The organism is Paenibacillus sp. JZ16 (genome assembly GCF_015326965.1).
GTDB lineage: Bacteria > Bacillota > Bacilli > Paenibacillales > Paenibacillaceae > Paenibacillus_AQ.
The window spans coordinates 6,669,712-6,695,891 of record NZ_CP017659.1 but is presented as its reverse complement, the minus strand read 5'-3'; the positions used below and the strand labels follow the sequence as shown (position 1 = coordinate 6,695,891).

The 26,180-nt window shown below is 48.9% G+C and carries 25 protein-coding genes and 1 other annotated feature; of the genes, 9 read left to right on the top strand and 16 right to left on the bottom strand.

What is annotated here, in order from left to right; all coding sequences use genetic code 11:
- Window positions 1–10: 10 nt before the first annotated feature.
- Window positions 11–1,264, bottom strand: coding sequence for a tyrosine--tRNA ligase (tyrS, locus tag BJP58_RS29910; protein ID WP_194541734.1), 1,254 nt, complete (start codon window positions 1,262–1,264; stop codon window positions 11–13).
- A 51-nt stretch (window positions 1,265–1,315) separates the two neighbouring features.
- Window positions 1,316–1,573, bottom strand: a binding site (T-box leader).
- A 144-nt stretch (window positions 1,574–1,717) separates the two neighbouring features.
- Here tyrS and BJP58_RS29905 point away from each other — a divergent pair.
- A complete protein-coding gene (locus BJP58_RS29905) occupies window positions 1,718–4,825 on the top strand; it encodes a transglycosylase domain-containing protein (RefSeq protein ID WP_194541733.1) in 3,108 nt (1,035 codons plus the stop codon).
- A gap of 190 nt (window positions 4,826–5,015) precedes the next feature.
- Here the strand turns inward: BJP58_RS29905 and acsA are convergent, their stop codons facing one another.
- A complete protein-coding gene (gene acsA, locus BJP58_RS29900) occupies window positions 5,016–6,740 on the bottom strand; it encodes an acetate--CoA ligase (RefSeq protein WP_194541732.1) in 1,725 nt (574 codons plus the stop codon).
- A 285-nt stretch (window positions 6,741–7,025) separates the two neighbouring features.
- Here acsA and BJP58_RS29895 point away from each other — a divergent pair, with 285 nt between their 5' ends.
- Window positions 7,026–7,658: a GNAT family N-acetyltransferase gene (locus tag BJP58_RS29895; protein WP_194541731.1), complete on the top strand. Its 633-nt coding sequence runs from the start codon at window positions 7,026–7,028 to the stop codon at window positions 7,656–7,658.
- A 111-nt stretch (window positions 7,659–7,769) separates the two neighbouring features.
- On the opposite strand, the gene BJP58_RS29890 is transcribed toward BJP58_RS29895, so the two are convergent.
- The 5 genes from BJP58_RS29890 to BJP58_RS33795 all read right to left on the bottom strand — a co-directional run bounded on the left by BJP58_RS29890 (window position 7,770) and on the right by BJP58_RS33795 (window position 10,521).
- Complete coding sequence (locus tag BJP58_RS29890; RefSeq protein ID WP_194541730.1) at window positions 7,770–8,471, bottom strand: 5'-methylthioadenosine/adenosylhomocysteine nucleosidase; 702 nt, start codon at window positions 8,469–8,471, stop codon at window positions 7,770–7,772.
- Window positions 8,472–8,579: 108 nt separating this feature from the next.
- The gene (gene ccpA, locus BJP58_RS29885) at window positions 8,580–9,590 is read right to left on the bottom strand and encodes a catabolite control protein A (protein WP_071223674.1); all 1,011 of its coding nucleotides are present in this window, start codon (window positions 9,588–9,590) and stop codon (window positions 8,580–8,582) included.
- A 93-nt stretch (window positions 9,591–9,683) separates the two neighbouring features.
- On the bottom strand, window positions 9,684–10,031 hold the full coding sequence (ytxJ, locus tag BJP58_RS29880; RefSeq protein WP_194541729.1) for a bacillithiol system redox-active protein YtxJ: 348 nt from the start codon (window positions 10,029–10,031) through the stop codon (window positions 9,684–9,686).
- 95 nt (window positions 10,032–10,126) lie between these two features.
- Entirely contained in the window at window positions 10,127–10,288 is a 162-nt protein-coding gene (locus BJP58_RS33800; protein WP_233354805.1) for a hypothetical protein, read from the bottom strand.
- A gap of 17 nt (window positions 10,289–10,305) precedes the next feature.
- Entirely contained in the window at window positions 10,306–10,521 is a 216-nt protein-coding gene (locus tag BJP58_RS33795; RefSeq protein ID WP_233354804.1) for a hypothetical protein, read from the bottom strand.
- 309 nt (window positions 10,522–10,830) lie between these two features.
- Here BJP58_RS33795 and BJP58_RS29870 point away from each other — a divergent pair, with 309 nt between their 5' ends.
- Window positions 10,831–11,358, top strand: coding sequence for a type 1 glutamine amidotransferase domain-containing protein (locus BJP58_RS29870; RefSeq protein WP_194541728.1), 528 nt, complete (start codon window positions 10,831–10,833; stop codon window positions 11,356–11,358).
- A 158-nt stretch (window positions 11,359–11,516) separates the two neighbouring features.
- Here the strand turns inward: BJP58_RS29870 and ptsP are convergent, their stop codons facing one another.
- The 4 genes from ptsP to aroA all read right to left on the bottom strand — a co-directional run bounded on the left by ptsP (window position 11,517) and on the right by aroA (window position 17,116).
- Complete coding sequence (gene ptsP, locus BJP58_RS29865) at window positions 11,517–13,280, bottom strand: phosphoenolpyruvate--protein phosphotransferase (protein WP_194541727.1); 1,764 nt, start codon at window positions 13,278–13,280, stop codon at window positions 11,517–11,519.
- Window positions 13,277–15,160: a glucose PTS transporter subunit IIA gene (locus BJP58_RS29860; RefSeq protein WP_194541726.1), complete on the bottom strand. Its 1,884-nt coding sequence runs from the start codon at window positions 15,158–15,160 to the stop codon at window positions 13,277–13,279. The genes ptsP and BJP58_RS29860 overlap by 4 nt, the downstream gene beginning before the upstream one ends.
- 189 nt (window positions 15,161–15,349) lie before the next feature.
- Window positions 15,350–15,772: a CoA-binding protein gene (locus BJP58_RS29855; RefSeq protein ID WP_071223669.1), complete on the bottom strand. Its 423-nt coding sequence runs from the start codon at window positions 15,770–15,772 to the stop codon at window positions 15,350–15,352.
- Window positions 15,773–15,823: 51 nt separating this feature from the next.
- Window positions 15,824–17,116 (bottom strand): 3-phosphoshikimate 1-carboxyvinyltransferase, encoded by a 1,293-nt coding sequence (aroA, locus tag BJP58_RS29850; protein ID WP_194541725.1) that lies wholly within the window; start codon window positions 17,114–17,116, stop codon window positions 15,824–15,826.
- A 167-nt stretch (window positions 17,117–17,283) separates the two neighbouring features.
- Between aroA and BJP58_RS29845 the strand changes: the two genes are divergently transcribed.
- A complete protein-coding gene (locus BJP58_RS29845; RefSeq protein ID WP_174819205.1) occupies window positions 17,284–17,592 on the top strand; it encodes a rhodanese-like domain-containing protein in 309 nt (102 codons plus the stop codon).
- A gap of 131 nt (window positions 17,593–17,723) precedes the next feature.
- Here BJP58_RS29845 and BJP58_RS29840 read toward each other — a convergent pair whose 3' ends face one another.
- Complete coding sequence (locus BJP58_RS29840) at window positions 17,724–18,236, bottom strand: shikimate kinase (protein ID WP_259445355.1); 513 nt, start codon at window positions 18,234–18,236, stop codon at window positions 17,724–17,726.
- A gap of 206 nt (window positions 18,237–18,442) precedes the next feature.
- Here BJP58_RS29840 and BJP58_RS34010 point away from each other — a divergent pair, with 206 nt between their 5' ends.
- Window positions 18,443–18,571 (top strand): hypothetical protein, encoded by a 129-nt coding sequence (locus BJP58_RS34010; protein ID WP_267907845.1) that lies wholly within the window; start codon window positions 18,443–18,445, stop codon window positions 18,569–18,571.
- A 300-nt stretch (window positions 18,572–18,871) separates the two neighbouring features.
- Here the strand turns inward: BJP58_RS34010 and gndA are convergent, their stop codons facing one another.
- Both gndA and BJP58_RS29825 read right to left on the bottom strand, forming a co-directional pair.
- Complete coding sequence (gene gndA / locus BJP58_RS29830; RefSeq protein WP_194541724.1) at window positions 18,872–20,281, bottom strand: NADP-dependent phosphogluconate dehydrogenase; 1,410 nt, start codon at window positions 20,279–20,281, stop codon at window positions 18,872–18,874.
- A 192-nt stretch (window positions 20,282–20,473) separates the two neighbouring features.
- Window positions 20,474–21,070 carry a hypothetical protein gene (locus tag BJP58_RS29825; protein WP_100536070.1) on the bottom strand — a complete coding sequence of 199 codons (597 nt, stop codon included), beginning with the start codon at window positions 21,068–21,070 and terminating at the stop codon, window positions 20,474–20,476.
- Between the two features lie 264 nt (window positions 21,071–21,334).
- Between BJP58_RS29825 and BJP58_RS29820 the strand changes: the two genes are divergently transcribed.
- On the top strand, window positions 21,335–21,958 hold the full coding sequence (locus BJP58_RS29820) for a YktB family protein (protein ID WP_194541723.1): 624 nt from the start codon (window positions 21,335–21,337) through the stop codon (window positions 21,956–21,958).
- A 374-nt stretch (window positions 21,959–22,332) separates the two neighbouring features.
- Window positions 22,333–23,808: an aminotransferase class I/II-fold pyridoxal phosphate-dependent enzyme gene (locus BJP58_RS29815; RefSeq protein ID WP_194541722.1), complete on the top strand. Its 1,476-nt coding sequence runs from the start codon at window positions 22,333–22,335 to the stop codon at window positions 23,806–23,808.
- A gap of 66 nt (window positions 23,809–23,874) precedes the next feature.
- On the opposite strand, the gene BJP58_RS29810 is transcribed toward BJP58_RS29815, so the two are convergent.
- Window positions 23,875–24,198 carry a DUF1292 domain-containing protein gene (locus BJP58_RS29810; RefSeq protein ID WP_071223049.1) on the bottom strand — a complete coding sequence of 108 codons (324 nt, stop codon included), beginning with the start codon at window positions 24,196–24,198 and terminating at the stop codon, window positions 23,875–23,877.
- A 95-nt stretch (window positions 24,199–24,293) separates the two neighbouring features.
- Window positions 24,294–24,848 (bottom strand): stalk domain-containing protein, encoded by a 555-nt coding sequence (locus tag BJP58_RS29805; protein ID WP_194541721.1) that lies wholly within the window; start codon window positions 24,846–24,848, stop codon window positions 24,294–24,296.
- A gap of 250 nt (window positions 24,849–25,098) precedes the next feature.
- On the opposite strand from BJP58_RS29805, the gene BJP58_RS29800 reads away from it, so the two are divergent.
- Window positions 25,099–25,836 (top strand): MBL fold metallo-hydrolase, encoded by a 738-nt coding sequence (locus BJP58_RS29800; RefSeq protein WP_194541720.1) that lies wholly within the window; start codon window positions 25,099–25,101, stop codon window positions 25,834–25,836.
- Window positions 25,837–25,898: 62 nt separating this feature from the next.
- Entirely contained in the window at window positions 25,899–26,132 is a 234-nt protein-coding gene (locus BJP58_RS29795) for a DUF3892 domain-containing protein (protein WP_194541719.1), read from the top strand.
- The last annotated feature ends 48 nt before the right edge of the window (window positions 26,133–26,180 follow it).

Sequence of the window (26,180 nt, the reverse complement as noted above, 5' to 3'; positions counted from 1 at the left end):
TTCAATAAGCTTAAGAAAGCCTCAGTCTGGCAAATTTACGCCTGCCCACTTGAACCACATCCCCATCCTGAGGCACGATCTCACCGTAAATGTCGCTGCATTTCTCCCCATTCCATTTTACGGCCCCCTGCTGAATGCTCCGTCTAGCCTCGCCATTGGAAGCGGCAAAACCGAGCAGTGTCAGTAGATTGATAAGCATAATCTTTCCTTCCTTCAATTCTCCTTCGGGTACCATGTAAACCTCAATGTCTTCAGGAAGTGCCTTCTGCTGGAATACCGTCACAAAATGCTGCTGTGCAGCATCCGCAGCCTCCCGCCCATGATACATGCGAACGAGTCTGTGCCCCAAACTCATCTTGGCATCCCGGGGATGGACAACTCCGTCCCGGAGCCCCTTCTCCAAGCTGGTTACCTCCTCACTTGCCATATCCGTGGCCAAGCTGAAGTATTTGAGCATGAGCTCATCCGGAACGGACATGGACTTACCGTACATCTCATTCGGCTCTTCATCGATACCGATGTAATTGCCCAAGCTCTTACTCATCTTCTGTACGCCGTCGAGCCCTTCAATAAGCGGCATCGTGATTGCAACCTGAGGCTCTGAGCCATACTCCTTCTGCAGGGTGCGTCCCATCAGCAAGTTAAACTTCTGATCCGTCCCACCAAGCTCGACATCGGTCTTAAGCGCCACAGAATCCAACCCCTGCATCAACGGGTAAAAAAATTCATGGATGCTGATCGGAAGCCCGCTCTGATACCGTTTTGTAAAATCATCGCGCTCGAGCATCCGTGCCACCGTCACCTTTGCCGATAAGCTGACCACATCGGCAAAAGTCATCGGCGCAAGCCACTCGGAGTTGTAATATACCTTCGTTTTTTCAGGATCCAATACCTTGTATATTTGTTTTTTGTACGTTTCCGCATGCCGTCTAACATCTTCTTCCGACAGCTGCTTACGCGTATCGGATTTGCCTGTCGGATCTCCGATTCTGCCGGTAAAGTCCCCAATGATGAGCTGTACTTCATGTCCGAGTTCCTGGAACTGACGCAGCTTCTGCAGCACGACGGTATGCCCGACGTGAAGATCGGGCGCTGACGGGTCCATTCCCAGCTTCACGCGCAGCGGCTCGCCGGTTACAACCGATTTCATCACCTTCTGCCTCATCGCTTCTTCCGGGATGATCTCCACTGCTCCACGGGAGATCACCTCCATCTGCCGTTCCACCTCTTGCTGCTGAACGTTCGATATACCATCCCATTTCATGTTTCCGCAAGCCTCCCTCTATTTATGAACGCAAAAAAGCTCCTACTCATCCCAAGGGACGAGTAGGAGCGCTCGCGTTACCACCCTAATTAGAATCCGTTACCACAAGGAACGGATTCTCACTTCATTGCCATAACGGGTTGTCATCCCGGAACCGGACTACTGTAACAGCCGCACAGGGTACGGCTCCTTTTCCCCCGGTCAGCTCCGGACGGTAATTCAAAGGGGCTCGTTATCGGTTTGCACCACCCACCGACTCTTTGGAAACGAAAGGCTCCGCCTTCTACTGGGGTCCTTCAAAGCTTTTCACGATATGAACTTTGCATTATTTGTATCATATGCTTTCCGAAAAAGTCAATCTTCCTCAAAAAAGGACACGCTATATAGGGACACATGATTCAAAACCTTCGATTTATGCTATAATAGGTGCGTTAAAAGGAGGAGTATACATTCATGGTTGAGGAGAAAAAACAAGAGCCTGAAAAACAGAAGAAACCGCGTAAACGGTCCTTTCTGCGGGTGCTCGGATCCGTCATCGGATGGCTCTTTGTGGTGGGTCTGATGGGCGTTTTGTTCGCCGGAGGAGCCGTAGCTGGCTACGTGACCTCTATTGTTGAGAATGAGCCGGTAAGATCCAGGGCTCTCATCGAGAATACGGTGAACGACAATGCCATAACGGGCTTCGCCTACTTCGCGGATGGCTCACCGATCGGGCAGCTTAGAACCGAAGAAGACAGACGACCTGTGGAATTCAAGGATATTCCCCAGCTTGTTAAGGATGCCGTCGTATCCATAGAAGACAACCGTTTTTATACACATAAGGGTGTTGACATAAAAGGTACCGCTCGCGCCGTAAAAGAACGCGTGCTGAACGAACCGGTTCAAACCGGCGGCAGCACGTTGACGCAACAGCTGGCCAGGCTCACTTTTTTAAGTCGCGACAAAACCGATAACCGCAAGGTAAAAGAAATGCTGCTTGCCATGCGGATGGAACGCTTTTTGAGTAAAGACCAAATCTTAACAGCCTACTTGAACAAGGTTCCTTACGGGAATGGTTCCAGCGGATACCAGCTGTTCGGGATCAAGGCTGCCGCAAAAGGAATATTCAACATCAACAAGCTGGATGATCTGAACGTGGCTCAAGCTGCATATTTGGCGGGTCTGCCGCAGCTTCCATCCTCCTACTCGGCCTTCAACGGCAAAGGAGAATTTGACGAGAAAGCATTTAAACGGGCAGTAAACCGGCAGCACCGCGTGCTGGCAAGCATGCTGGAAGAAGGCAAAATAACGCAAGCCGAGTATGAAGAGGCCAAGGCATTCGATATCAAAAAATCGCTTGCTCCTCGGACACAGAAGGCCTATGTGATTTATCCTTATCTCATGATGGAAGTAGAACGCCAAGCATCGAATATCCTGATGCAGCTGGGCGAGGAAGCCGAAAAAAACGCAAAAGGCACGCAAGCGAACTCCGATCTGATGGATGCTTCCAAAGCTCAACTAAGCACCGGCGGTTACCGTGTTTACACCACCATCGACCGGACACTATACAAGACCATGCGATCCATCGCGGAGGATGACAGCAACTACTTGCCTGACAGCCAGGAAAAAGGAATGGAGCAAACCGCCGCGATGATGATCGACAACAAAACCGGCGCCATTCTCAGTATGATTGAGGGCAGGGATTTTAACACAGAACAAATGAACTACGCGACACAAATGAAACGACAACCTGGATCTGCCATGAAACCTATTGCCGCCTATTTACCGGCACTCGATTCGGGAGCGATTCAGCCTGCCAGCGTGGTCGACGATTCACCGATCATCTTAAAGGACTACAGCAAAGTGTTCCATATTCCTAAAAACTCGTACAGCGGGTACAGAGGGTTGATGACGGCACGACAGGCACTGAACGATTCGACCAATACGGTGGCGCTCAAGCTGTTTAACAACACGGTCGGCATTGAGAAGGCTTGGGAGTTTTCCAAGAAGCTGGGTATCACTACCTTGGAGGACGGCGATTATAATGCTTCAACAGGTGTACTCGGCGGGCTTCATTACGGCGTAACCGTAGAAGAACTCACCAATGCATACAGTTCCATCGGCAATCAAGGCAAATTCACGGATGCTTTCATGATTGAGAAAATCGTGGATTCCAAAGGTAATATTGTTTATAAACATGAAGTAAAACCAGAGCAGGTATTCTCCGAACAAACCGCGTATCTCATGACCGATATGCTCCGTACCGTCATCACGAACGGAACTGGCAGTAAGGTCAGAGACACGTACAAGAAATTCAATGAGGTTCCGGTCGTTGGTAAAACCGGATCTACCCAGAACTACGGGGATGTCTGGTTCATGGGATACTCGCCTGATGTGACGCTTGGCGTATGGGTCGGATATAAAGAACAAAAAAATACACTCGTTGGAGACCAGCGCAAGCACGCCCAGGCCATTTGGGCAAGAATCATGAACGAAGCAACCGACGTTAAGCCGGATCTGTTCCCAACCAAAACGTTTGAGAAGCCTGAAGGCATAACCTCCAAAACGGTTTCGGCGTACAGCGGCAAACTGCCGACCGCCTTAACGGACAGATTCGTAACGGATCTGTTTAATGTGAAGTTTGTGCCTACCGAAAGCGATGATGGCATCGCAAAAGCGAAATATATCACCTATCGGGGTGTAAATTACATTCCACATGAAGCAACGCCTCTGGATATGTTGAGAGAACAAATCGTAATCAAGCGCGAGAAACCCATCGATGAGCTGATTATAGAGCTGCAGAACGCCCTGAAGGTCATGAAAGGTGAAAAGAGATCACTGGAATCTTATCTGCCGCAGGACGCGAAGAAAGGGATGCCAAGCAGGCTCGACCCTAGAACGGATGATGGCAAAGCCCCTACTCCACCGAAAAACGTTCATTATTCGATGGGCAGCGGCTCGATCAGCTTTAATGCCAGCGGATCTCCTGATGTAGTCGGATACCGGCTCTTTAAGTCCGTTAACGGAAGTCCGTATACACATCAAGGGCAGGTCGTGCTTGGCGATGAGAGTCTTGTCTTCTCGGGACTTGGAGCTGACGGAATGTTTACTTCCTATTACGTTGTCGCCGTTGACGTTGCCGGCAAAGTATCTGAGCCAAGCGCCATTGTGGGCGGCACAGCGCCTGGATTCGAAGTACCGGGCGACAACGATGCGAATCCGGATGACGACATCGATAATCCGGATGATGGCTTGACTGAGGGAGATCCCAATATCGACCTGGAACTTGGGGATGAAGGTGCTGCTACCGTACCGTCTGCACCAGGTCAGCCGACCCTTGTAGCTACCCCTGAGGGCTTTCAGGCCACCTGGAGCGGCAATGCTCCAGAGGAAGAGGTTATGGTCTACAACATCTACATCAGTCCAAATAGTGACGGCAATTACCAGATTCTTGGCTCAAGTAAGAGCACGGAGTTCTATTACTCCTCTGGTAACCCAATCGGCGGTACCTTTAGAATAACTGCCGTAAATCCAATCGGTGAATCTGCTGCTTCACCGGCCGTATATTTTGAGAAAAAATAGATTGAAATAGTAAAAAGCCAGCCCCTCTACAGAGATCATCTGTTGGAAGGGCTGGTTTTATTTTGGCTTAAATAGAAACTTCTAGTCTAGTTCATTCTTTTGGTAAAAGGAAAAGCGCCTGTCTCAAAAAAACTGACAATGAAAATGGTGGTCCACCATCTTCATTGTCAGCCTTGTCTTGATCACGCTTTTAATCTTCAATCGTGGACAGATCCCCTGTCGGAAGATCCAGCTCCCACGCTTTTAGTACGCGGCGCATAATCTTACCGGAGCGTGTCTTCGGAAGTTTATCCTTAAACTCAATTTCACGAGGCGCGGCATGGGCGGAGAGTCCTTCCTTCACAAAACGGTAAATTTCATCCTTGAGCTCCTGAGTAGGTGTATACCCCTCACGTAAAGAGATAAAGGCTTTAATGATCTCGCCACGGGTAACATCAGGCTTACCGATCACGCCTGCTTCAGCAACAGCCGGATGTTCAACCAGCTTGCTCTCGACTTCGAACGGTCCGATTCGCTCACCGGACGAATTAATCACATCGTCGATTCTGCCCTGGAACCAGAAGTATCCTTCTTCATCCATATATGCCGAATCACCTGAAATGTACCAGCCCGGAATTCGGAAGTATTCTTCATACTTCGCCTCGTTATTCCAAATTTTTCTCATCATGGACGGCCAAGGTGTCTTGATTGCCAAGTTCCCCATCGTGTACGGAGCCACTTCTTTCCCCTGATCGTCCAGGATAGCCGCTGTAATGCCCGGCACTGGGCGTCCCATGGATCCTGGCTTGATCGCCATGCCCGGGTAATTACAGATCAACTGTCCGCCAGTCTCTGTCATCCACCATGTGTCATGGATACGCTGCTTGTAAGCCTTGTGTCCCCAACGCACCACCTCGGGATTAAGCGGCTCGCCAACGGATAAAATATGCCGTACATGGCTCAGATCATATTGGTCGATAAGCTCGGAGCCGGCACCCATTAACATGCGGAAGGCGGTGGGAGCACTGTACCATACCGTTACCTTATTGTTCACCAAAGTGCTGTACCAATCCTGCGGACTGAAACGGCCTCCGCGAATGACATTGGTAACTCCGTTCAACCACGGTGCAAAAATGCCGTAGGACGTACCGGTAACCCAGCCCGGATCCGCCGTGCACCAATATATATCATCTTCCCTTAAATCCAAAACAACCTTGCCCGTATAATAATGCTGAATCATGGCATTCTGCACGTGATACACGCCCTTCGGTTTCCCGGTAGAGCCTGACGTATAGTGCATGATCAATCCATCTTCCCGTTCAAGCCATTCAATCTCCAGCTCACTTGATGCTGCTTCAACTTCCTCGTGGTAGCTTACTAGCCGCGGGTCCTCCTCTTCAATCTCGCCCACGACAAAAATATGCTTCAGTTCAGGCAATTCGTCTCGCTTCACACGTGACAACAGTGCAGGCGTCGTAATCAGTGCAATCGCTCCACTGTCCTCCAGGCGGTCCTTTACAGCCGTCTCCATAAACGCCTCGAACAATGGGCCGACCACGGCGCCAACCTTCAGAATGCCCAGCAAACCGGCATAGAGCTCAGGACCGCGCGGCATAAAGATAAATACCCGATCACCTTTGCCAACACCATATTTACGGAGTACATTACCGAACTTGTCGGATTTTTCTTTCAACGTCGCATAAGTAATAGATTCCTCACGATTGGCGTCACTATACAAGAGAGCTACCTTATCTCCTCGCCCCTCTGCCACATGACGATCTATAGCTTCATAGGCCATATTCACTTTGCCCGTCTCATACCAAGTAAAATGTCTCTCGATTTCGTCCCATGAAAACTCGGAGCGTGCCTGCTCGTAACTCTTCATATTGGAATGTGAAACTTCACTTGGCAATATTTCGCTATGCGTTTGATTCATGATAACATCCTCCTCATTCTCAAATCGGTCTCCTCATAGTGGACAGCGCTTACAAAATGATTGAATGAAACATACATTTTACACATTGCGGTGGGTCGTCACGTTGTCGCAGTCATCGAGTCATTAACCCCTGAATTCGCAAGGAAACATATCGTTAAGTACGACACAAATGTGAAGATTTTATGTCGAAAAGATTATATCATAGCTCTCGTTTGCCTGTCATTGCTTTTCATTTTTTTATTTTTTTGCTATAAGTAGGGTATGGAATTGAAAGGAGCGTAACGGATGGAACACTGCAAGGTATACCAGTCTCATGTTTTGTTCCCTGAAGACCGCCGCCTGATCATCGAAGGACCTGTACCTCCCGAGCAACTATTCGAGCTAACCATGCACCCTGATCTCAAGGCATTTCGTCGTCCTGCGGAGCAGCATGAGGCATTGGTGGAAATTGCAGGCCTGCCCGAAGGCAGAATCATCATCACGAGAGACCAAGATATGATCGTTGGATATGTAACGTTTCATCACCCGGATGAGCAGGAACGCTGGTCTGAGGGCAATATGGAAGATTTGATTGAACTTGGTGCCATCGAGGTAGCGAAAGATTACCGTTCTCTGGGACTTGGGCAGCAGATGATAAAGACTGCATTTGAAGAAGAACAGATGGAGCGTTACATCGTGTTTACGACCGAGTACTACTGGCATTGGGATCTTAAAGGAAGCGGCCTTAACGTATGGGATTACCGCAAAATGATGGAGCGGTTAATGAAAATTGTAGATATGGAGTGGTACGCAACCGACGATCCGGAAATCTGCTCCCATCCTGCCAACTGTCTCATGGTCAGAATCGGACGGCACGTACCGCTTTCATCACAAGAACAATTCGATCGTATCCGTTTCAGACAGCGGTTTATGTATTAAGTCGATACCCAATAAATAAAAAAACAAACTCCCCAAGGGCTTGCCCTCGGGGAGTTTGTCTGTAGAGATGCATACTGGATATGTATGCCTACCACTCACACAAAGTTTTTACTAGAGTTTGCCCAGCATGTAGTTCACGATTTCGTGTGAACGCTTGGAAGCTTTCACGGTAAACTCAGGAAAGTTGACATGGGCAGAACCGTCAGCCTTATCCGACATGGATCTGATTACCACATAAGGCACACCGTTCATATAACATACCTGGGCAACGGCAGAGCCTTCCATTTCCGCGCAAACCCCGTTCAGATCCTCGTGAAGCGTCCGTACTGTATCACGACTGGCAATGAACTGATCGCCCGAAAGAACCTTTCCGATGACGTAATGATTCGCCGCCTGCTCTTTGCACGCTTCCTCTGCCAGCTCGATCAACGAGGGATCAGCAGGAAAATCAGACACTGCCTGATACGGAATCACGCCGCGCGCAAAGCCGAGCGGCGTCACGTCCATATCGTGCTGCATGCAGGAGGAAGAGATGACGATATCGCCAATGTTCAGCTCCGGATGCAGCGCGCCCGCCACGCCGGTAAACAATATTTTGGAAACGCCATAAGTATCAATCAAGATTTGCGTAGTAACCGCGGCATTCACCTTACCCACTCCGCTCTTGCATACAACGACGCGCTTGCCATGAATCGTTCCCGAAGCATATGTAACCCCTGCACGAACTGCCGTTTCTTTATTCTCCAGTTGACTAAACAGCATTTCCACTTCTTCGTCCATGGCCCCGATTAGGCCAATAACCTGTGTTGTCATACCGATATCCCTCCTGAATTCAAGACCACAAAATAATCCCACCAGAAAAAAGCCCCTTTAAAACCAGGAGCTTTCTTCAAAATGGTAAATTGCTTTCATTCACACTTCTTACTCGTTCACATGACTAACCGAAAGCCGAAGAATCGTTTCATGCGGCAGAATCACGCGAGGATTCTCCACGTTCTCCTTCTTCATCAGCTTGGTAAGCAAGCGCATAGCTACGGCTCCCAAATCATACATCGGTTGAGCTACCGTTGTCAGCTGTGGACGAACCATCGAAGCCATCCGAATATTATCTACGCTGATAATAGAGAAATCATCCGGCACTTTGTAGCCTTCATCCTGAATGCTATGAATAGCGCCAATTGCCATCTCATCGGTAGCAGCAAAAATAGCCGTCGGTTTCTTCTTAAGTCCCAGGAAGTATTTCATCGCTTCCACGCCGGACTCATAGCGATAGTTACCAATACGCACCAGATCCTCTTGATACTCGATGCCGGCAGTTTCCAGCGCCTTCTTGTAGCCTTGGAAACGTGCATAACCGTTCGCCGGATCCTGAAGCGTGCCGCTGATCATGGCAATCTCACGGTGCCCGTGCCGGATCAGAGTGTTTACCGCATCAAACGCAGCCTGTTCATGATCAATGTCAACAGAAGGGTAAGAACCTCTCTCGTCACTTGTCGCACAAAGAACAATCGGCACAGCCGATGTCTGGAACGCCTGGATATGCTCGTCCGTCACCGTTCCACCCATAAACAACAAACCGTCCACTTGCTTCTCAAGCAATGTGTTGATAACGCGGATTTCTTTTTCCTTACGTTTGTCGGCATTACACAAAATTATATTATAGTGGTACATGTTAGCAATATCCTCAATACCACGGGCAATCTCCGCAAAGATCGAGTTCGAAATGTCAGGGATCACAACGCCGACGGTTGTGGTCTTCTTGCTGGCCAGACCTCTGGCTACCGCATTCGGACGATACCCTAAACGTTCAATCGCTTCGTATACTTTTTTCCGGGTCTGAGGCTTAACGTTCGGGTTATTGTTTACAACCCGTGATACCGTCGCCATGGAAACGCCTGCTTCGCGCGCAACATCGTAAATGGTTACCGTCAAATTCCTTCTCTCCATTGCCAATAGATTTTCATTCGTTCAATACCAATTGAATTTATGATACGACAAATTACTGCTTTGTGCAACGACACGGCATTAGATGCCGTCCAATTGAGCCTTCAGCGCTTCAGCCGTAATATGGGAATGGGATGTATGCCAGACTGGCGCTCCTTCTTTTACAAGAATAACTTGTGGCGATTCGTGCTGTATGCTTAGAGTTTCCGCAGCTTGACTCGACACCGGACGGTCGGCAATGACATCAATCCATACATAGTCGATCCGCTCGTTCGGCTGGTCCTCCAGGTAAGCTTGCACTTCCTTATAGGCTCCGGCACTAATTGGGCATCTGGTACTATGTTTGAATATCAGCAAGGGCCTCTGCTCCGAAGATTCAAGGGTGCTGCGCAACTCTTCTATAGTAGTCATTTTCGTCAACGTCGCCATAGGATATACATTCCCTTCATTGTATTGAAGTTCCTATCCTCTATCCTAACAAAAAGTGCGTGAAAAATCCAACAACCGCGAAAATTTTCTGAAAATTATCTTGCATAATTTCCCGAATTTTCAGGAACGAGAGATTTAATCGTGCTTAACTGCTCGAGCCGCCCCTCAATTTGTCTCATCCAGTCACCGTCGCCCAAGCTCTGGGCATAACGAAATAGATCCAACAGCATATTGATCCGCTCATCAAAAACTTCCATACAGCGTGTCTGCCATTCTACCGACGAATCATCATCGTATGTACGGAACACTTCTCGAAGTACGTATGCAGACTCATTAACATCTGCGAACGAAACGTGTATTCGTCCAGTCTCATTGCTAATCGATGCGAGATAGCGAAGTAAATCCGGTTTAATAAGAGGCAGAAGCTCATACTTCTTGCAAGCCTGACAGGCATAAACAGGAACATGATATATTCGAGTCTTTCTTTCATGAATCAGCTTTCTTAATTCCAACTTCATCCATTGTCCACAGTTGCAGGTTTTGAACAAAATGCCCACCCCAAATCCTATCACGTAATCTAATTCCAACAGCCTATGTCACAAATCTGTCACCTAAACTAGTTCTATTCGACTATCATACCAAAGAATCCTGCTAATTTGTGATAATGCTTTATTTACCAGATATGTTTCCAAATGTTTGTTCTTTGCTCGTTCCTATGAAACTGCCCTCCATATTTGTTACAATAAGAACAGTCATACGGATACATGAGGAAATCTGCGAGAAAGGGGTTATATCAATCATGAGATTGGCTGGAAAAAAGGTAATAGCGCTTGTAGACGAAGAATTTGAGGATCTGGAACTATGGTATCCCGTTTACCGGGTCCGTGAGGAAGGGGCGGAAGTCCATCTTGCCGGGTTGGAAAAAGGAAAAACTTACACGGGCAAATATGGTGTTCCCGCTCAAGCCGAATATTCATTTGAAGAGCTGAACAGCAAGGATTATGATGGAATTCTCGTTCCGGGCGGCTGGGCGCCGGACAAGCTGCGCCGTTATGATAAAGTCCTTCAACTGGTTAAAGAAATGAATGCGGACAAAAAACCGATCGGACAGATCTGCCACGCCGGATGGGTACTCATCTCTGCCAAAATCCTGGACGGCGTTACGGTTACTTCCACACCGGGGATCCGCGACGATATGGAAAATGCCGGTGCAATCTGGAAGGATGAAGCCGTCGTGACTGACGGTCATGTTATTTCCGCCCGCCGTCCACCGGATCTGGCGCCGTACGGCAAAGCTTTTTGCGATGCTCTGGCACAGCAAGGCTGAAAGCTCCCCTGCACCACACAAAAACAGCCGCTCATTTCACCAAGAAGGACTCCTGGTGAGATAGGCAGCTGTTTTTTCATGTGGGTATAGCTTAGCTTGTCCACTCAAAAAAGAAACATGAAAATTGTAACGACATCCTTCTTCTTGAGGTTGGCTTTTTAAGAGGCCGTGCTGTCCGTACCGTTAGTTCCGTTCAGATAACTGCTGCGTTCGGCAAACGCGCTTAGACGCTCTTCGACAGCGGAGCTGGTACGCAATTTGAAGCAAGCCGCTGCCTCCCCCTTCGCTTCTGCCGCATTGGTATTCAAGATCCGATGCTTCACGCGAAGCAAGGACTGCGGCGACATGCTTAGATCCTTAACGCCAAGCTCCAGCCATATCGGAATCGCCCGCTCGTCCCCAGCCATTTCTCCGCACACGCTGACCGGTATGCCTGCCGCATGCGCAGCCTCCACCGTCGTCCGAAGCATGCGCAAGACCGCAGGATGAAATGGATGGTACATATGCGCGATCTGCTCGTTCATCCGATCTACCGCCAGCACATACTGAACCAAATCGTTCGTCCCGATGCTGAAGAAATCGGCTTCCTCTGCCAACAGATCCGAGATGGTAACTGCCGCGGGCACCTCAATCATGATGCCGACCTTAATGTTGGGATCGTATGCGATGCCGCGTTGGTCCAAATCGGCCATCGCACGCCGCAGCACGGCATTAGCCTGCTTGACTTCCTCTATCGAGGATATCATCGGATACATGATTTTGACGTTACCAAAAGCGCTGGCCCTCAGAATGGCGGACAGCTGGGTCTGGAACGGCTCTGTGCGATCCAGGCTGATACGAATGGCGCGATAACCCAGGAAAGGGTTCTCTTCTTCCGGCAGCCCGAAGTAATCCAGCTGTTTATCGCCGCCAATGTCCAGCGTACGGATCACGACCGAGGACTCACCTGCGTTCTCGGCAACCAGTTTATACACTTCAAATTGCTCTTCTTCCGAAGGAAAGTTGTGGCGATCCATATATAAAAATTCCGTCCGGAACAATCCGACTCCCTGTGCGCCGTTCTTCAGCGCAATCTCCATTTCTTTAACGGAGTTCATATTCGCGGCCAGATTGAAATATGTTCCATCCTTCGTAACCGCATCAACGGTTGCCAGGAGCTGCAACTGCTCTTTCTTTTTCCGTTGCTGCTCTCGGATCCCTTCGTAACGCTCTACAACCAGCGTGTCGGGCTCCAAATACAGCAAGCCTTCATCCCCATCCACAACCAGATGCTGTCCGGTCTGGATCGGATGATCCAGCTTGTTCTCAATCCCGGATACAAGCGGTATGCCGAGAGCGCGGGCCATAATTGCCGAGTGAGAGGTCTTGCCACCCGTCATCGTCACGATGCCAAGAACGTGGGAAGGGTTAAGATGCACGAGCTGAGACGGAGAAAGTTCCTTCGCAACCAAAATATAAGGCTGCGTATCAGCCGGAAGCTTGACTTCCGGAGCACCGAGAAGATGCTTGAGCAGCCGATTACCAACATCCTTAATATCCAGTGCCCGCTCCTTCATATACTCGTCGTCCAGCAAATCGAACATGGATACGAAATGATCGATCGCCTCTTTAACTGCTACTTCGGCAGCCTTGTACTGGCGCTCGATGATCCCTTGAATTTCGTTCATGAATACGGGATCCTCCAGTATGGCCAGATGCGCATCAAAGATCTGCGACTCCTCGTGCCCCACCATTTCCTTGAATTCGTTCTTGATATATTCAATTTCATTCTTGGAGGTTCGTATGCCTTCATATAAGCGCTCGAACTCTTTGGCTAAATCGACAGCATCCATTTCGGAATCCGGAAGGTCCAGCTCCCAATGCGGCAGTACGAAAGCCTTACCGATCGCTACGCCTGTTGCTGCGCCAATGCCTTGTATCATGATTCTCTACCCCCAGCATTACTCTCATTTAATACGACGGACATGACAGATGACTGTCCTCTCTTAACGGACTTGAATGGAGCAAAGCTCCAAGATCTTACTTTATCGGGATTGGTGATCACCATCGGTGTGGCCAGTGATGCGGCATGTGTCTTTAAATATGCCAGATCGAACTTGACCAGCAATTGCCCCGGCTCGACAGTATCCCCTTCGCTTACCACAGCTGTAAACGGTCCTTTCAGTTGAGAAGTATCGATCCCGATATGAATCAACACCTCGAGTCCATCCGGCGTTGAAATGCCAATGGCATGCATCGTCGGATAGACATGCATCACGGTTCCGTACACCGGGGATACAAGCTCCCCTTTTTCCGGAATGAACGCCACGCCGTTGCCGACAAGCTTGGCGGCAAAAATATCATCCGGTACTTCATCAATCGGAAGCATGCGTCCCTGTACGGGCGCGCTGAACAGAACGCGCGGTAAATCTTGCTGCATCAGCTTATTTATCTCTTCGCGGATGAGCTCGGAATACGTCCCGAATACCACCTGGACATTCCCGCCGCCCAGCTTGATGATGCCGGCTGAACCGAGCAATTTCAGTGCGTCCGAATCAATCTGGCGGTCATTGTATACGGTCAGTCGAAGACGCGTCATGCAGGATTGGACCTGAACGATGTTGTCTTTCCCACCAAGCGCCTCCAGAATAAGCGGTGCCTGATAGGGGATGTCTCCTGCCCGGCCTTCCAGCGCCGAGCCTTCTTCACGTCCGGGTGTCGGGATTTCGAAGGTGCGAATGGCCCAGCGAAACAAAAAATAGTAAACGATGCCGTATACGGCCCCGATCGGTATGATGATCCAGGCGTTCTGCGACAAGTGAAAATTGAGTACGTAATCGATAAATCCAGCCGAGTATGAAAACCCGTGGTGGATATCAAACGCATAGGTAAGCACCATCGCGAAACCGGCCATCAGGGCGTGGAGCACATACAGATAAGGAGACGCGAATAAGAATGCGAATTCGATCTGCTCCGATACCCCGGTCAAAAAACAGACAAGCGCGGACCGCATAAACGTTTTTTTCACCTTCGGCTTCAAATCTTCCCGCGCCTCTTGAATAATGGCAAATGCAATCGCCGGCAGGGCAAACATCATAATCGGGAACAACCCGGCCATGAAGTCGCCCGCTGTCGGATCACCCGCGAAGAATCGGGGCAAATCCCCCTGAACGACGGTACCGTCTTCCGTCTCGTACGAGCCCAGCTGAAACCAATAGACGTTATTCAACAAGTGATGCAGACCAAATGCCGTTAGTACCCTGTACAAAATTCCGTAGAGAAATAATCCGAATGCCCCCATATGTACGGTCAGATCATAAAAAGCATCTAATCCGCGCTGTACCATGGGAGCCATCCCCAGCATCATCCATGCAAATATCGTGGAGAACAGTCCCATGAACAAAAGCACAAATCGGGAGCCCCCAAAAAACTGTATAGCTTCTGGAAGCTTAATATGTTTGAACCGGTTATAAACGTAACCGGACATTACCCCAAAAATAATACCAATCAAGGTCGAGGGCTGTACACTCCCGTCTCCGAGACGGGATATAACCTGATCGTAAATGAACATGCCAGCCAGAGCGGCAAGCCCTGCGGGTCCTCCCTGGTTCGAGAGCCCCCATGCGACACCGATGGCAAATAAATACGGCATATAATAAAACACGCCGTGCCCCGCTGCCTGGGCAATCTCGCCCAAGGTTCCGAAGCCCCACGCCGACCATGGCAGACTCCCCACGCTAAGCAGGAGAGCTGCCGCCGGAAGCGCCATTGTAGGGAGCATAACTGCTCTGCCCAGCTGTTGTAATGATCCCAACCAATTCAAGGCGAGCCCTCCTTTCTATCCTTGATGGTAAGCGCTGCGCCTGTTTTTGTCAAAAAGAAATCAGGGCAAATGCCACATAGAAAAGCAAGCCTCACGAGCAGTGCCTCGGCAGGCCCGGATCGTGTCCAGTCTGCCAGCGGCTGCTTCAACATAAGGCTTGCTCCTAATTCCAATTCACCAACTCAAAACTTAACGCCCGCCCAAAGCGATGGAATCCTCCACCTTGATGCAGCGGTCCATGATGGCAATCATGCCGCTCTTCTCCGCGATGGCCGCCGCCTCTTCACTGATAATGCCCTGCTGAAGCCAGAGCACCTTAGCTCCAATCTCGGCAGCTTCCCGCGCCACATCGGCACAATATTCACTGCGTCTGAACACATTGACGATATGGATCGGCTCCGGAATGTCCTTCAGGGATGGATAACTCTTCTCCCCAAGTATTTCTGTTGCACCAGGATTAACCGGGATAATCCGGTATCCGCGCATTTGCATCGCAGCCGAAACCATATGGGATGTACGATCCGGCCGGTCAGACAGACCGACAACAGCGATATTGCCTGCGTTTCGCAATATATCCGCGATTTCTTCGCGCGTAGGATTTTCAAATGCCATGCTTTATGACCACCTTTCCATTCGTAATAGACGAGCCGCTTGGCTATTCCTTTATTTTACCCATTCTACATTGGCTCCAAGCGCCTTCATGTGATCAAAATATTGCGGGTACGACTTGGCCACATGATGCGCATCCTTAATCCGGATCGGCTGATGTGCGCGAAGTCCGACCACGGTCAGGGCCATAATGACCCGATGATCATAATGGGCATTGATCTCCACGCCGCCCTCGACGCCTTCCGGACGGCCGTGAACGATGATCTCGGCCTGGCGTTCCTCAACGTTCGCTCCGGCTTTGCGCAATTCGTTCAAATAATCCGTAATCCGGTCGCATTCCTTATAGCGGAGATTCTCCACATTGTAGAATCGGGAGGTTCCTTCCGCAAACACAGCTGCCGCAACCATCGCTAGTACCGCATCCGTCGCTGCATCTCCATCGAATTCCAAAGCCTTCAGGGTTCGGTTGCCCTGGACATAGACATTTCCCTCCTTGTGCGTGAGGGGAACCTCCATCATTCGCAGGACGTCAATAATAGCCCGCTCTCCCTGCTTGCTGTCCTCTGACAGATTGCGGATGGTTACATCCGACTGCGTGACCGCAGCCGCCGCCAGAACGGCAGCAGAACCCGGATAATCGCCTTGAACGGTATAGGTCTTCGCTTCGTAGGATTGACCGCCAGGAACCCGGAAGAATGTATAATCATCCGCTGCGTGAATCGTAATGCCCGCTTGCTCCAGCACTTCCAGGGTCTGACCGATAACGACCTTGGATTTCAAATCACCGGTAACGGTAATCTCGCTGTCCTCGGCAAGCAGCGGCGTTAAGAACAACAGTGCGCTTAAGTACTGCGAACTCACTTCGCCAGATACGGTGAGCTTTCCGCCTTTCGGCTGACCGCCACGAATCGTGATCGGCAGTTTGCCTTCATTATGCTCCACTTCCACGCCCAATTGACCAAGCGTCTCAATGAGATCATCATGAGGACGTTTGCCCAGTGATTCCGGATAGGTATTGACAAAGGTAACCTCTTTAGACAACGCCGTGACGCCCATGAGGAAGCGCAAAACGGCGCCGGCGTTACCGACGTTCAGTTCCTTCACATCCCGTGGCGATTTGCCAAAGCCCGTAATGACCGCCTTCTCCTCATCCTCCTCGATCACGGCCCCGAGATCCCGGATACAGCGTCTCATGGCGTCGCTATCCTCGCTATGAGCTGGGTAATAGATCGTGCTCGTTCCTTCGGCAAGTGCAGCTACCAGCAAGTAACGAGTTGTATAGTTCTTGGAGGATAACGCTCCAATCTCTCCGTTTAATATAGGCGTAGGCTTGACGATTACATCCATCGTATGTATCTCTCCTTGTATATATTAGGTTATGATGAACCAACCTTGAAATCTCCCTTAGTATAAATTGACAGGGAAAGAACCGCTTGGTTATCATAGTTCATGTGAACTGGAAAATCAGATCGTTACGATCTTAATCATTTATTATCAGAAAAGAGGTCTATATGATGAAACCGATCCCTCAAATGGAAACATCGGAGCTTAGAAGCCGGCTTCAAAACGGCGAAAATGTGTACATGATTGATGTCCGCGAGGATGAAGAAGTTGCAGCCGGCATGATCAGCGGTGCCAAGCATATCCCTATGGGCGAGATTCCGAATCGTCTGGACGAAATTCCGCGCGATCAGGAGGTCGTCTTCATCTGCCGCAGCGGTGGTCGCAGTCAACACGTATGCGAATTTTTGAATCACCAGGGCTTGACTAATGTAATCAACATGAAAGGCGGCATGCTTCAGTGGCATGACGATGAAGAATAGACAGGCCATGAAGAAGGTGCGGGATGATCGTGATTCCCGCCTTTTTTTGCATGATCCGACCCAAGTACAATTACAGAGTCACCCATAGAAACTGATTCATGCTCATCGCCTCAGGCCGTTCGCTGGCCATCTTAGCCGCGGTAATGCGTTAAAATGTCAGTCGCTACTTCCCCCGCGGATCGGCCAACCGTATCCACTATGACATCCGCAAACAGGTATTTGTCCTTTCGTTCATCCAGGATACGCCGAACTCTATCTTCGACATCCCCCGCAAGCAGCGGCCGATTGGCATCACCACGTACCCGTTCAACAATGCTGGCAGCATCCGCTGTAAGAGCAACGACCCAGCCACCACGTTTCATTACATCACAGTTCTCGGAACGAAGCACGGCTCCTCCGCCGGACGCTACGACAATGCCTTTCCGTTCTAAAACGCTGCGCAGTGCAACAGATTCTGCCTCACGGAAGTACGGCTCTCCATCCGCTTCAAACATCTCGGAAATCGTTCTGCCTTCCATCCTCTCAATTTCCGCATCCAGATCGATCAGGGTGTAGCCGAGCGTGTCTGCCAGGAGACGCCCTACGGTTGACTTGCCCGTACCCATCATCCCGATCAGAATGATGTTCCTACCTATCTTATCCAATTTGACACCCCATTTGCTGCTTCACTGTAAAGGTTGCTCATATCATACCACAGCCCCAAATCTTTCGACAATGGACCTGACTCTCTAAATTGTTCTTATGCGAGTAACCCCCAAGTAAAGCTCCAATTTTATCGAGTCTATCTGGTTCCCTATTGTCATATACTAATTACAAGAATACAAGATTAGAAGAAAGGAGTGAATATATTATGTCTTTTCGTCCAACCGGTCTCTCTTCCGCTGCCAAGCGCATCCGCCGGATTCTCGACCCCGCCTACCCGTTATGCCGCGAAGATGTGATCTGGGTGCTTCATTTTGTCCAAAAAAAGTGGCTCTGAAGGATCCTGCACTGCTGGATCTTTCAAAGCCACGTTTGCTGCAAAATTTCAACAGTTACTGCGAAGCCGCGCTGCTCTTGCTCGGAAGCGGAAACCACATCCATACAAAGAACCACGACATCCGCACCTGTCTCTTAGAAGCCATGCACGGACTTCCTGAGCTGGCGGAGGCGCACTCCACTCCTCAAGCCCGTACAGTTGAATCTCTGATCTCTCCCCCGGCGAACGGAAATCATTCTAGCTCCCCAGAGTGAAATGGCTCCATCAGGGATGGCATTCATGCTGCTAGAAAAAGCAGAATTAATCCATCCAGTTATAGTGGAAGGTTCCTTCTTTGTCCACGCGTTTAAACGTGTGAGCTCCAAAGTAGTCACGCTGAGCCTGCAGCAGATTTGCCGGCAGGTTTGCGGTGCGATAGCTATCGTAGTATGCAAGCGCGCTGGAGAACCCAGGAACCGGGATGCCCAAGGATACCGCGGAAGCAACAACCTTACGCCATGCATCTTGATAGGATTCAATAATATCGGTAAAGAACGGATCCAGCAGCAGGTTCTTCAGCTCAGGATTATTCTCATAAGCATCCGTGATGTTCTGCAAGAAACGGGAACGGATAATGCAGCCGCCGCGCCAAATTTTAGCGAGGTTGCCGTATTGCAGGTTCCAGCCGTACTCGTCGGATGCTACGCGAAGCTGTGCAAAGCCTTGGGCATAGGATACGATTTTGCTTGCAAACAGCGCTTTGCGCACATTTTCAATGAATTCGGCTTTGTCGCCGTCAAATGCAGTTGCTTTTGGACCATTCAGGATTTTGCTTGCTGCCACACGCTCTTCTTTCATTGCGGACAAGAAACGGGAGAATACGGATTCGGTGATCATGGACAGCGGCACGCCCAGATCCAGGGAGCTTTGGCTTGTCCATTTACCTGTTCCTTTTTGGCCCGCCGTATCCAGAATCACGTCAACCATCGGCTTGCCGGTTTCTTCGTCATATTTGGAGAAAATGTCAGCCGTAATCTCGATCAAGTAGCTATCGAGTTCGCCTTGGTTCCACTCTGTGAAGATTCCGTGCAGATCCTTCGCATCGAGGCCGAGTACGTCCTTCAGCAATTGGTAAGCTTCGCAAATAAGCTGCATATCGCCATACTCGATACCGTTGTGAACCATTTTTACATAATGGCCGGCACCGTCTGGTCCGATATATGTACAGCAAGGCTCTTCGTTAACTTTAGCGGAAATAGCCGTCAAAATAGGCTCAACCAGCTTGTAGGCACTTTCTTGTCCGCCAGGCATGATCGATGGACCTTTCAATGCGCCTTCTTCGCCGCCGGAAACCCCAGCACCGATAAAATTAAAGCCTTTTTCAGCCAGTTCTTTGCTGCGGCGCTGTGTATCAGGGAAATAAGCGTTACCGCCGTCGATGATGATATCGCCTTTGTCCAAATGTGGAATCAGCTGTTCAATCGTAGCATCCGTAGCTTGTCCCGCTTGTACCATGATCAGGATTTTACGAGGAGTTTCAAGGGAATCCACGAATTCTTCGATCGAGAACGTCCCCTTCACTTGCTTGCCTTCGGTTTCCTTCAGCATATCTTCCGTTTTTTGCGGAGAGCGGTTATATACGGAAACGGTGAAGCCTTTGCTTTCGATGTTCAGGGCCAGGTTTTTTCCCATTACAGCAAGGCCAATCACACCGATTTGTTGTTTTGACATCTGGTTCTCCATCCTTTGCTCCAATATATTTTTAAACAACCCATCCCTATCCGAGATGATTTGCAATAATCTTATATTAACGTTTTTCATTTGACAAGTGAACCCCTGTCACAAAATCAGAACACGCGCGAAAACACCCCTTCTGTTTCGGAGTGTTGTTCGTGCTTTAAACTTGTATCCGGGTTGAAGTCATTACCACTCCAGCCTCATCAGCTCCAAGGAAAGCTCACGGAGTCTTTGCTTGCAAGCCGAAATTTTGTCTTCGTCTCCCTCTTGCAGCGCCGCATGGAGCTTCTCAAGCTCATCATCGGTTTCCAGTCTCGACAGCAGCAATCGCTGTTCCCCTACATCCGATTCAAACAGCCGCAGCATTTCCTGCTCCGTCATCGGCGTCCCCTTCTGAAACAGCACCCGCTGCCGGTAACCGGATATTTCCACAAGCCTTATGACCTCACCAAACAAAATATTCTCGATCAAAATTTGCCGGTCCTTGAAACGTTTGACGACAGCATGGCCACGGGTATTCTCGATCAATTTCTCCATCCATTCCGCGAGTTTGGGATCACGAATCATATAATCGCCTACCAGTTTAAAACCGCTTCCTGTTCGTTGAAACCGCAGCTTTACCAGCTTGCGACCTGTTCGGATTGAAATGACAAACTGCGTATCATTCTCGCTCCAATAAAGCGAATATCCTTCCTGGATCAATTCCTTGATTAGGTCCTGGATATGCCGGCGATCAAACCGGAGCTCCAGGTTGCAATACTCCACTTCCTCGCTCTTATTCACGGCACTCCCTCCTCCGGTTTACTACCGATCATTAAACGGCGGTGAAGATTTCCCCCATGGCTGCTTTTGATGTTGTCTTATCTATATCTTATACTCCATCTTATGTAACGGTAACTTGGTTTATTGACTATTTTTAACCCGCATGAACATACGGTGAAGCTTTTCTGGGCAATGCGTGATGTCCATTCGCCTTATGGTATAATAAGTTATCCAAAAACCGAGTTTAGTAAATATATCATCAACAACAGGGAGGCCATCACATCCATGACGGTTACCGGATTTACAGATCAAGACTTCGACGTATTCTCCGTTCCCGGGCTTGAAGCCCGTATGGAGGTTCTCATTGAACGGGTAAGACCCAAGCTGGAGGCGTTAGGGGCTGAGTTGGCACCTTATGTATCGGCATTGGCTGGGGAAGAAATGTTTGTGCATGTGGCGAAGCATGCAAGACGCACTGTCAATCCTCCCATTGACACCTGGGTCGCTTGGGCTGCCAGCAAACGCGGCTACAAAGCACTGCCTCATTTTGAGGTGGGCATGTTCGGAACCCATCTGTTTGTCATCTTCGCGATTATTTACGAAAGCCCCAACAAGACCGTGTTTGCCGGCAACCTGGAAGCCAAGCTGAAGAAAACAGCGAAGGCACTGCCTAAAAATTTTTACTGGTCCATGGATCACATGAACCCGTCTGGCACCCCTCATCAGGATATGAGCGAGGAGGATTTCACGCGCCTGATTGAGAAACTGAAGCAGGTGAAAAAGGCTGAGGTCATGTGCGGACTGCGCATCCCGCGCGAGGAAGCCGTCAAGCTTGAAGGGGACAAGCTGGTGCAAAAAGTGCAGGAGACGTTTGAGGCGCTGCTGCCGCTTTATAAAATGGCGTTTTAATGAGCATGATATATTGATGTAAAGGGCTGCTGTTGCAGCTCTTTTTTTAAGATTATAGAATTTATAAATTTTCTGCGAAGCTGAACAATTCCATAATCGGAAGAAAAACTTCCTTTAACCGCGATCTGTCTTCTGAGAAAGTACGTCGATAGACGTTTTTTTTATGGATGATATTTTAATGAAGGAACGATGAAGATCTTTGTTGCTCCTCCTTAATATGTCTAAAGTTTGAAGCGTTATGGGACATAGCAAAAAAAGCCGTTTAATCTCCTTGCATTCCCCCCCTATTTTGCTATACTCAATTTTGTTTATATAAAAACAGAAATCAACAAATCATAACAAAATAAACATAAGGAAAGGTTGTGACAACGTCCATGGACCATAGTCGTACACCGCTCTTCACCGCACTTAAAGAACATGCGGCCAAAAACCCCGTGCAATTTCACATTCCGGGACATAAGAAGGGCCTCGGCACCGACGCCGAATTTCGGGAATTTATAGGGGATAACGCCTTTTCTATAGATTTGATTAATATTGCGCCGCTGGATGATTTGCATCAGCCTACAGGCGTCATCGAGGAAGCCCAAAAGCTGGCCGCCGACGCATTCGGTGCCGATCACACCTACTTCAGTGTCCAAGGGACAAGCGGAGCGATCATGACCATGATCATGTCGGTATGTTCGCCTGGCGATAAAATCATCGTACCGCGCAACGTCCATAAATCCGTGCTCTCCGCCATCATTTTCACCGGGGCCAAGCCTGTATTCGTATCGCCTGCCCAGGATTCCAATGTGGGAATCGATCACGGAATCACCATCAGCTCGGTTCGGAAGGCATTAAAACGTCACCCTGACGCCAAAGCCGTACTGGTCATTAACCCGACATATTTCGGGGTAAGCGCCAATCTGAAGGAAATCGTGGATTTGGCTCACAGCTACAATGTGCCCGTTCTCGTGGATGAGGCGCACGGTGTATTGATCCATTTTCATGAAGAGCTCCCGATGTCGGCCATGGAAGCGGGGGCCGATATGGCTGCGACCAGCGTCCACAAACTCGGCGGCTCGATGACGCAGAGTTCCGTGCTGAACGTGAATACCAAGAACGGATACATCAATCCTTATCGCGTACAGACGATTATCAGCATGCTGACCACAACCTCCACCTCTTACATCCTGCTGGCATCGCTTGATACTTCACGCCGCAGTTTGGCGCTCCATGGACGCGAAATGGCTGCAAGGACGATTGAGTTGGCCCAATATGCACGTGATGAAGTCAACAAAATCGAAGGTTTGTACAGCTTTGGAAAAGAAATATTAGGCGGGGAGGCGACGCACTCCTATGATCCAACCAAATTGACGATCCATGTGCGCCACCTCGGCATTACGGGATATGAAACCGAGAACTGGCTGCGGGATCACTACAATATTGAGGTGGAGCTCAGTGATATGTACAATATTCTGTGCCTCATTACACCGGGGGACAATCGGGAGACCATCGATATTTTGCTGACAGCGCTCCGCGAGCTTTCCAATCAATACATGCATGTGAATGAGATTAACGAGCTGGTTGTGAAAACTCCGGAAATTCCGCAGTTGTCGCTGATCCCTCGCGATGCATTTTACGGAGATACGGAAGTTGTGCCTTTCAAGGAATCGGCAGGACGCATTATTGCCGAATTCATCTATGTCTACCCGCCAGGGATTCCGATCCTGCTTCCGGGCGAAGTCATTTCCCAGGAAAACATCGATTACATTATCGATCATGTCGAGGTAGGCCTTCCGGTTAAAGGCCCCGAGGATCGCAGCATCCAAAATGTTAAAGTCATCGTGGAAACGGACCCTATATTCTAAAATGTCAGCTGTAAACACAATAAACCCGGTGCGAGAGGTTCGCACCGGGTTTATTGCTTTGGAGTCTTATTCCTGGTTTGCAGCAGCGACCAGTTCGTTGTAAACCGCCTCTACTTCATTCCATTCTTCTTCGTCCTCAATATTGTAAAGAACCATTTCCTCGTTCTCTTCTTCCATACGTAGAATGACGCCGTCCGCTTCCGGATTTTCGCGTTCAAGCAAAAGCGCGTAAAGTTTCTCGCCGACATCAAATGTCTCCACAAGAACCATCTCTACTTCTTTTCCTTCTTCATCCGTCAATGTCAGCACAAACTCTTCGTGTTCGTGGTCGTGGTCATGATCGTGACCGCAGCCGCAAGCATCTCCGTGTTCATGTTTGTGTTCACTCATTGAAAAAACCTCACTTCGGTTAAATTATCATACTTTCGTATCGTATCACGGATAGCTTCCTCAGGTCAATTTCTACCAGGGCGCCAAAAGGCCTGTCAATTGAGCGTTGTAATGACCTTTTCGGCAATTTTCACAAAATCCGAATCCGCTTTTACTTTCACGTAAAAACCAACCGAATACTTACCTGTTGTTTTAAAATCGTACGTGAAATCATAGGTTCGGAACCAAAAATTATCCTTACGGTCCTTCACAACCTCGGATTGAATATCCTTGATATTGCCCGAGGGATCCTCAATCGCTACTTTCACTGAATGAATTTCGGTGTTTAAGCTGTCGACCTGGCTAAAAACATTGAATTTCAACTTCCCCTTGTTCACGTTGCCGAATACAGTATCTCCTTTAAACAGAAAAATATGCACGTTCGGCTTGATGACTTGAACTTGTCCATTCGCGGGATTCCAATCCACAGCCCCATCAAATTCCCGAACCGGTACATACGTTTTGCCATCAATTAAATATCCGCCATCCTTCAATTCATGACCGTTCAGCCAAACACGGACACGTTCATTGACGGAATCTGCAAACAAAAGGGTGCTGCCACCCATTAAAGAGAGCACTAGCATACATGCCATCACTTTTTTCCATTTCATAATAATCATTTCCCTCCATTGGCTCATCTTGTTGTTATATGTGTATACTACATGTCAAAAAACAAGTTGCGGACAATTTTGCACTTTGTGGTAAAATTTTTTCCCCTTGCTTTAAGCTGGGCTTATCACAAATTATACTGCATTCCAGGCCCGATTCGATCATATAATCCGTGTAAATCGACATGGAATTCGTTAAAATATACATTAGCATACGGGGACTACACATCATATCATCAGGAGGTTTCATCCATTGACACTAAAATTGCAAATGCTTGGCACCGGCAGTGCGTTTGCCAAGAACTACTATAACAATAACGCACTGATCCATGACGGAAATTTCACACTTCTCATCGACTGCGGCATTACAGCTCCTCTAGCGCTTCATCAGCTGAATAAGACGTTTAACGATATGGATGCTGTGCTTATCACTCACATTCATGCTGACCATGTAGGCGGACTTGAGGAGCTGGCTTTTATTATGAAAATGAAATACAACCGTAAGCTCCCACTCTATATTGCCGAGACGCTGGTGGAACCGATATGGGAGCACACCCTCAAAGGCGGCTTATATCAACAGGGACATATCTCCTCCCTGCATGATGTATTTGACGTACACCCTCTGAAACCGGGAGTGAAGACCAATATTTCATCCGGCATCTCGGTAGAACTGATTCATACGCAGCATATTCCCGGCAAGGACAGCTATTCGCTTTATCTAAATGATCGGATTTTTTACAGTGCTGACATGGTATTCGACCCTATACTGCTCAACCAATTGGTGAATGAGCGGGATTGTGAAGTGATTCTGCATGAATGTCAGCTACAAGGTCCCGGCGAGGTTCATACGACACTGGATGAGCTGCTTAGCCTCCCACAAGAAATTCAGGAGCGCACCTATCTCATGCATTACAGCGATGAGGTCGAAGCTTTCATTGGCAAGACCGGCATCATGGAATTTGTGGAGCAGCAGCGGGTATACGAATTGTAGTTCAGTATAGATGAATAGTTTATGAGGTTTCCCGGGAACACTAATGCCGGGAGGCGATTCATATGGATAATACACAACAAGAAGTCATAGGCGTCCGTAAAAACGGAGATGGCGACATCATCGAACTTAAGCTGGATAACGGCAGTGTCGTTGACTACAAGACAGCACAACAAATGGCCAAGAATAAAGAAATCAAAAACTTGAACGTATTCCGAGGGCGTGACGGTGACGAACATCTTCGCTCCAATGCGGATGGCGATCCCAGCAACAACCTGGACAATTTGCCAAACTTTTAAAATCATGACTAAAAAGACCTCGAGTTTATTCTCGGGGTCTCTTCTTTT

Coding starts and splice junctions, on each gene's coding strand:
- tyrS (WP_194541734.1), bottom strand. CDS start 1,264: ATGAAATGGGATGGTATATCGAACGTTCAGCAGCAAGAGGTGGAACGG.
- BJP58_RS29905 (WP_194541733.1), top strand. CDS start 1,718: ATGGTTGAGGAGAAAAAACAAGAGCCTGAAAAACAGAAGAAACCGCGT.
- acsA (WP_194541732.1), bottom strand. CDS start 6,740: ATGAATCAAACGCATAGCGAAATATTGCCAAGTGAAGTTTCACATTCC.
- BJP58_RS29895 (WP_194541731.1), top strand. CDS start 7,026: ATGGAACACTGCAAGGTATACCAGTCTCATGTTTTGTTCCCTGAAGAC.
- BJP58_RS29890 (WP_194541730.1), bottom strand. CDS start 8,471: ATGACAACACAGGTTATTGGCCTAATCGGGGCCATGGACGAAGAAGTG.
- ytxJ (WP_194541729.1), bottom strand. CDS start 10,031: ATGGCGACGTTGACGAAAATGACTACTATAGAAGAGTTGCGCAGCACC.
- BJP58_RS33800 (WP_233354805.1), bottom strand. CDS start 10,288: ATGGAAGTTTTTGATGAGCGGATCAATATGCTGTTGGATCTATTTCGT.
- BJP58_RS33795 (WP_233354804.1), bottom strand. CDS start 10,521: ATGAAAGAAAGACTCGAATATATCATGTTCCTGTTTATGCCTGTCAGG.
- BJP58_RS29870 (WP_194541728.1), top strand. CDS start 10,831: ATGAGATTGGCTGGAAAAAAGGTAATAGCGCTTGTAGACGAAGAATTT.
- ptsP (WP_194541727.1), bottom strand. CDS start 13,280: ATGATACAAGGCATTGGCGCAGCAACAGGCGTAGCGATCGGTAAGGCT.
- BJP58_RS29855 (WP_071223669.1), bottom strand. CDS start 15,772: ATGGCATTTGAAAATCCTACGCGCGAAGAAATCGCGGATATATTGCGA.
- aroA (WP_194541725.1), bottom strand. CDS start 17,116: ATGGATGTAATCGTCAAGCCTACGCCTATATTAAACGGAGAGATTGGA.
- BJP58_RS29845 (WP_174819205.1), top strand. CDS start 17,284: ATGAAACCGATCCCTCAAATGGAAACATCGGAGCTTAGAAGCCGGCTT.
- BJP58_RS34010 (WP_267907845.1), top strand. CDS start 18,443: ATGTCTTTTCGTCCAACCGGTCTCTCTTCCGCTGCCAAGCGCATCCGC.
- gndA (WP_194541724.1), bottom strand. CDS start 20,281: ATGTCAAAACAACAAATCGGTGTGATTGGCCTTGCTGTAATGGGAAAA.
- BJP58_RS29820 (WP_194541723.1), top strand. CDS start 21,335: ATGACGGTTACCGGATTTACAGATCAAGACTTCGACGTATTCTCCGTT.
- BJP58_RS29815 (WP_194541722.1), top strand. CDS start 22,333: ATGGACCATAGTCGTACACCGCTCTTCACCGCACTTAAAGAACATGCG.
- BJP58_RS29810 (WP_071223049.1), bottom strand. CDS start 24,198: ATGAGTGAACACAAACATGAACACGGAGATGCTTGCGGCTGCGGTCAC.
- BJP58_RS29805 (WP_194541721.1), bottom strand. CDS start 24,848: ATGAAATGGAAAAAAGTGATGGCATGTATGCTAGTGCTCTCTTTAATG.
- BJP58_RS29795 (WP_194541719.1), top strand. CDS start 25,899: ATGGATAATACACAACAAGAAGTCATAGGCGTCCGTAAAAACGGAGAT.